Annotated in this window: 3 protein-coding genes; 1 reads left to right on the top strand and 2 read right to left on the bottom strand. The window is 72.6% G+C overall.

The genetic code is table 11. The features are described 5' to 3' along the window. Positions 1–22 precede the first annotated feature (22 nt). Positions 23–442 carry a hypothetical protein gene (locus tag ABD254_RS08645; protein WP_344247588.1) on the bottom strand — a complete coding sequence of 140 codons (420 nt, stop codon included), beginning with the start codon at positions 440–442 and terminating at the stop codon, positions 23–25. Positions 443–551: 109 nt separating this feature from the next. Further along, positions 552–1,538 carry a helix-turn-helix domain-containing protein gene (locus ABD254_RS08640; RefSeq protein ID WP_344247586.1) on the bottom strand — a complete coding sequence of 329 codons (987 nt, stop codon included), beginning with the start codon at positions 1,536–1,538 and terminating at the stop codon, positions 552–554. Positions 1,539–1,683: 145 nt separating this feature from the next. Between ABD254_RS08640 and ABD254_RS08635 the strand changes: the two genes are divergently transcribed. Continuing rightward, positions 1,684–5,100, top strand: coding sequence for a S8 family serine peptidase (locus tag ABD254_RS08635; protein ID WP_344247584.1), 3,417 nt, complete (start codon positions 1,684–1,686; stop codon positions 5,098–5,100). The last annotated feature ends 33 nt before the right edge of the window (positions 5,101–5,133 follow it).

Raw genomic sequence — 5,133 nt, 5'->3', positions numbered from 1 at the left:
GACGTTCCTTCTGTCTCGCCGGTCAGTCGTTGTTCTCCCGGACCTTCTCCACGCCCTCCTTGAGCAGGAAGAGCGGCAGCAGGAACGCGGCGAGCATCCCGACGAGCCACACCACGATGGGGCCGAGGATCCAGCCGGCGGCTCCGGAGACCGCGAGGCCGTCCGTGGTCAGGACGGCGATGATCAGGGCGACGAACGTCGACAGCAGCCCGACGGCGCCGACGAGCGCCGGCGCGTTGTTGCGCGCGACCTTCGCGAGGAACGGCGAGAGGATCGCCTGCGCCAGCGCGAAGACCACCACGGCGATGATGAAGCCCAGCGGCTCGGACCAGTTGATGTCGAACGTCTCCAGGTCGAAAGCACCGAAGATCCAGTCCGTCAGCAGGAGGCCGACCGCCGCGGCGAGCAGGAAGATCGCCGTCCGAATCAGGAATCTGATCATGCTCGGAGCATAAGGACGCGAGGGTGCCTCGGCACGTCGAACGGGCTCTTCGCCAGGACGGGCCGAGCATGGCCGCGCCGTCTCCATCTGCTGAGCGGCCGGGCCGGGCTCAGCGCGACAGCCATCCGCGATGTGCGGCCTCGAGGCCGAGCTGGAAGCGGGTGGTGACGTCGGCCCGGTCCATCAGCTGGTGCACCCGGCGCTGCACGGTGCGCAGCGAGAGTCCCAGCTGCACGACGATCGCCCGGTCGGTCAGCCCGGCCCGGAGCATGGTCAGCAGGCGCAGGTCGACCTCGTCGAGCCGGTCGCCCGACACCTCGCGCACCCCGTCCTCGCCGCTGTGCAAGGGAGGCGCCTGGTGCCACACCAGGTCGAAGAGGGCGATCAGCGCGTCCAGCAGGCCGCTCGGCCGGACGAGGAGGGCGCCCACCTCGGGCTCCGTCGTGCCGTCCGAGATCAGCGGCAGCAGAGCGAGCTCGCGATCGGCGACCAGCAGCCGCAGCGGGACGGTGTCGGTGACCCGGACCAGCTCGCCGCGCTGCACGGACTCCGCGACGAGCTGGGCATGGCCGGCCAGCTCCAGGCTGGCGCGCTCGATCACGACGCGGTAGGTCACGCCGCGCTCGAGGGCGATCGCCTCGTCGACGTTCTCCTCCGCCGACACGGCCGCGACCTCGGGCTTGACCAGCGCGCACACCTCGCGGCGGGCTCCCCGCTGCAGCTGCGCGAAGTGCTGGGCGACCGCCTGGCGGCCACGGACGACGTCGATCACGTCGGTGTGGGTCCGCACCGACGCCGAGTCGCGGTAGAGCTCGGTGAGGCCGGTCAGCTCCAGCTGAGCGCGCCGGATCTCCTGCTGCCGCTCGACGATGAGCGACCCGATGGCCAGCTCCGGGGGCGCGGCCACGAAGTGCTCCGGGCTCGCGACCGAACGCATCACCAGGCCCTTGCTCTCCAGGGAGTCCAACGCGCTCAAGGTCTGCGCGACCTCGGTGTCGAGGGCGCCGGCGAGCGTCTGTGCGGCCTGGGCGGGGCGTTGCACCAGCTCGCGGTAGGCGCGCTCCTGCAGCTCGTCCAGACCCAGCACGTCCAGCATGGTTGCACCTCCGTGCCAACGATCCCACGAGGGCCGGCGACGGAAAAGTGCCATGGCACGTAACCGCCATTGCCTTGGGCTTCTCGGTCTGACACTTTCGTGACGTAGGTCGCGACCACCGCCCCGTTCCGAGAGGTCACACACCATGTCCAGACTCACGGGCCCCGCCGCCGGTGGGCTCGCCGCGCTCGTCGCGGTGAGCGTCCTGGCCACAGGGCAGACAGCACACGCCGGCCCTCCGGGCGACGACACCCCGGCGCTCGTCGGGGCGTCCGCGGCCACGTCGGGGGCCGAGACGCACGAGGTCACCCTGGTCACGGGCGACCGCGTGCTCGTCACGACAGCCCCGGACGGAACGCAGTCGGCAGCGATGCAGACGGACGGCGACTTCTACACCCGCCACGTCGACGGCGACCTCTACCTGTTCCCCGCGGACGCCCAGCAGGCGCTGGCCGCCGACCGCCTGGACGCCGAGCTGTTCAACGTGTCCGGCCTGATCGAGCAGGGGTACGACGACGCCAGCCGGGAGACGCTGCCGCTGATCGTCCAGGGCGCGATCCCGCAGACCCGGAGCGCGACGGGCGTCACGGTGGACGCACGCCTCGAGTCGATCGGCTCCGCGGCGGTCTCGCTCGACAAGGACCGGGCCGCGGCGGCGTACGGCCAGCTTCTCGGTACCGGCGCCCGCTCGGCGGGCTCGGCAGACCCGGCCGGCTCGGCGGACAAGATCTGGCTGGACGCGCGGGTGCAGCCGACCGACCTCGACCTCGACCCGGCGACCGGGGTCGAGCAGACCGGCGCTCCCCGGGCGTGGGACCACGGGTACGACGGCACGGGGACGACCGTGGCGGTGCTCGACACCGGGTACGACGCCGGGCACCCCGACCTCGCGGGCCAGGTCGTCGCGGCGGAGGACTTCACCGGGCAGGGGATCGACGACGCCAGCGGTCATGGCACGCACGTGGCCTCGACCGTGGCCGGGAGCGGTGCCGCCGACCCGTCCAAGGTCGGGATGGCGCCGCAGGCGGACCTGATGATCGGCAAGGTGCTCGGCCAGGGTGGCGGCCAGGCCTCCTGGATCATCGACGGCATGGAGTGGGCGATCGACGGCGGGGCCGACGTCGTCAACATGAGCCTCGGCTCCGACGTGCCGACCGACTGCACCGACCCGATGTCGATGGCCCTGCAGGACCTCTCGGAGCAGACCGCGACGTTGTTCGTGGTCGCGGCCGGCAACGCCGGCGCCCGGGAGACGGTGTCGTCACCGGGCTGCGCCCAGGGCGCTCTCACGGTCGGGGCGGTCGACGCCGACGGGGTGACCGCACCCTTCTCGAGCCGCGGCTCCACGCTCGGCGAGCACCGGGTCAAGCCGGACGTCGCCGCACCGGGCGTGGCGATCGCCGGCGCTGCGGCCGGCAGCCCCGGTGGCGTCCACTACACCAGGAAGTCGGGAACCTCGATGGCCTCCCCGCACGTGGCCGGCGCCGCGGCGCTGGTGCGCCAGGCGCACCCGGGATGGACCGCGCAGCAGGTCAAGGCCGCGCTGGCGGCGTCGGTCAAGGACGACGCGCAGGGGACGGTCTACGACCAGGGCGCCGGCGAGCTGTCCGCCCTGGCCGCGATCCGGACCCCGGTCACCACCGACGTCGGCGTCAAGGTGGCCGACTTCGCGTGGCCGCACGGGCGGGGCCAGGTGGCCACGAAGCCGGTCACCTACTCCAACACCTCGGACCGCCCGGTGAAGCTCCGTCTCTCCGTGGAGGACGTCACCGGTGCCGACGGCAGGTCGGTGCCGTCGTACCTGCTGGGCGTCGACGACCGGGTGATCACGGTGCCCGCACGGGGCTCGGCGACGGTCGACGTGGTCGCGCGCGGCGACGTCGGCACGCTGCGGGAGTCGGCGTACGGGGAGATCGGCGGCCGGATCGTCGCCCGGGGCGGGGCCGGCCACGAGGCCGTGCGGGTCACCACCGCCGTCGGGTTCTGGCTCGAGCCGGAGACGGTGACCGTGACCGTCAAGGGGATCGACCGCGACGGCGCGGCCGCCACCGCCGGCTACCTCGACATCACCGACATGCACCAGCCCAGCCGGGCGGTGCACTACTTCACGGGCGAGGACCTGACCCTGCGCCTGCGTGCGGGCAGCTACGTCGTCACCTCCTTCATCCCGTCCGTGGAACCGGACGGGACCACGGGGTACGCCTACGTCGGGGATCCGGAGGCCGAGCTCACCGACGACACCACGCTGGTCCTGGACGCGCGGGCCGCGCGGAAGGTCACCGTCGCGGGTGACCGGCCCGCGCAGATCCGCTCGGGATCGATGGCCCTCCAGCGGTCCTGGGACGACCGGTGGTTGCTCGGCAGCGCGCTGTCCGCCGGCGGCGCGACCGGTGCCCCCACCTTCTACGCCGCTCCGACCGGTCGCGCCGGCAACGGCGACTTCACCTTCGGCACCTACGTCCGGGCCTACGACCCGAACGTCCCGATCGAGGACAGCGACTACGTCTACAACCTCGCCTTCACCGAGGAGGGCCGGGTCTCCGCCGACCAGTCGCACCGCATCGCCGATCGCCGGCTGGCCACCGTGACCGAGCGCTGGCACGCCCAGCGCACCGCCTGGCCCCACGCGGAGGACATGACCCGGATCATGCCGGGCGACGGCACCGACCCGATCATGGCCGCCACGAGCAGCCCGGTCGCCGCCCCGGGCACCCGGACGGCGTACTACACGCCCGACGTGGCCTGGCAGCAGCTGGCGTCCAGCGGCGGGTTCCGCGACCGCCCCGAGACCTGGTTCGACCCGGTGCGCAAGTACTCCGCCCGCGAGCGGGCCGAGACCGACTGGTTCAAGATGACCACCCGGACGGCGATGGCCCACCGGGACGACGGTTCCCCGGGCCGGATCGCCGAGCGGCAGGGGTCGCTCGTCGGGATGAGCTTCCCGTACTGGCAGGACAGCGTCGCCGGACGGACCGGTGTCGCCGGCTTCCTCGACGTCGGCAACCTGCGGCTCTACCAGGACGGCGAGCTGATCGGCACCCGGGCGGTCCCGTTCGGCCAGTTCGAGGTCGGCACCGAGGCGAGCGAGCTGCGCGCGGAGCTCATCCAGCTGAGCCTGCGGCCGCGCGCGGAGTGGAAGTTCGGCCGGGCGACGTTCAGCGAGTTCACCTTCTCGACCAGCCGTCCCGAGGGCGACGCGATCGAGGCACTGCCGATCGCGCTGCCGCACTACGACGCGCCGGTCGACGAGCTCAACCTCGCACCCGCTACCGCCGGCTTCCCGGTCACGGTGTCGCTGAACGGGCAGGACGGCTACGACCCGGGCGACATCGTCAGCCTCTCCGCTCAGGTGTCCTTCGACGAGATCGACGCCGTCCGCACGCCGCTGGAGGACTACACCTGGGTCGACGCCCCGGTGGTCCGGCGTGACGGGGAGTGGGTGGTCCTCGTCGACAACTCCGCCGCCACCCAGGACAAGGTGGTCTCGCTGCGGATCGAGGCCGAGGACTCCCACGGCACCAGGACCGAGCAGAGCGTCGTCCACCTGTACGGCGTGAAGTAGCCCAGGCGGTAGGCACCGACGGCGCGGCCACCC

Origin of the sequence: Isoptericola hypogeus (genome assembly GCF_039531145.1) — a bacterium.
Classification (GTDB): domain Bacteria; phylum Actinomycetota; class Actinomycetes; order Actinomycetales; family Cellulomonadaceae; genus Isoptericola; species Isoptericola hypogeus.
This window is presented reverse-complemented; position numbering and strand designations above follow the sequence as displayed.

Excerpts from the sequence above, each read along its gene's own strand:
- ABD254_RS08635 (WP_344247584.1), top strand. The coding sequence starts at position 1,684 with ATGTCCAGACTCACGGGCCCCGCCGCCGGTGGGCTCGCCGCGCTCGTC.
- ABD254_RS08640 (WP_344247586.1), bottom strand. The coding sequence starts at position 1,538 with ATGCTGGACGTGCTGGGTCTGGACGAGCTGCAGGAGCGCGCCTACCGC.
- ABD254_RS08645 (WP_344247588.1), bottom strand. The coding sequence starts at position 442 with ATGATCAGATTCCTGATTCGGACGGCGATCTTCCTGCTCGCCGCGGCG.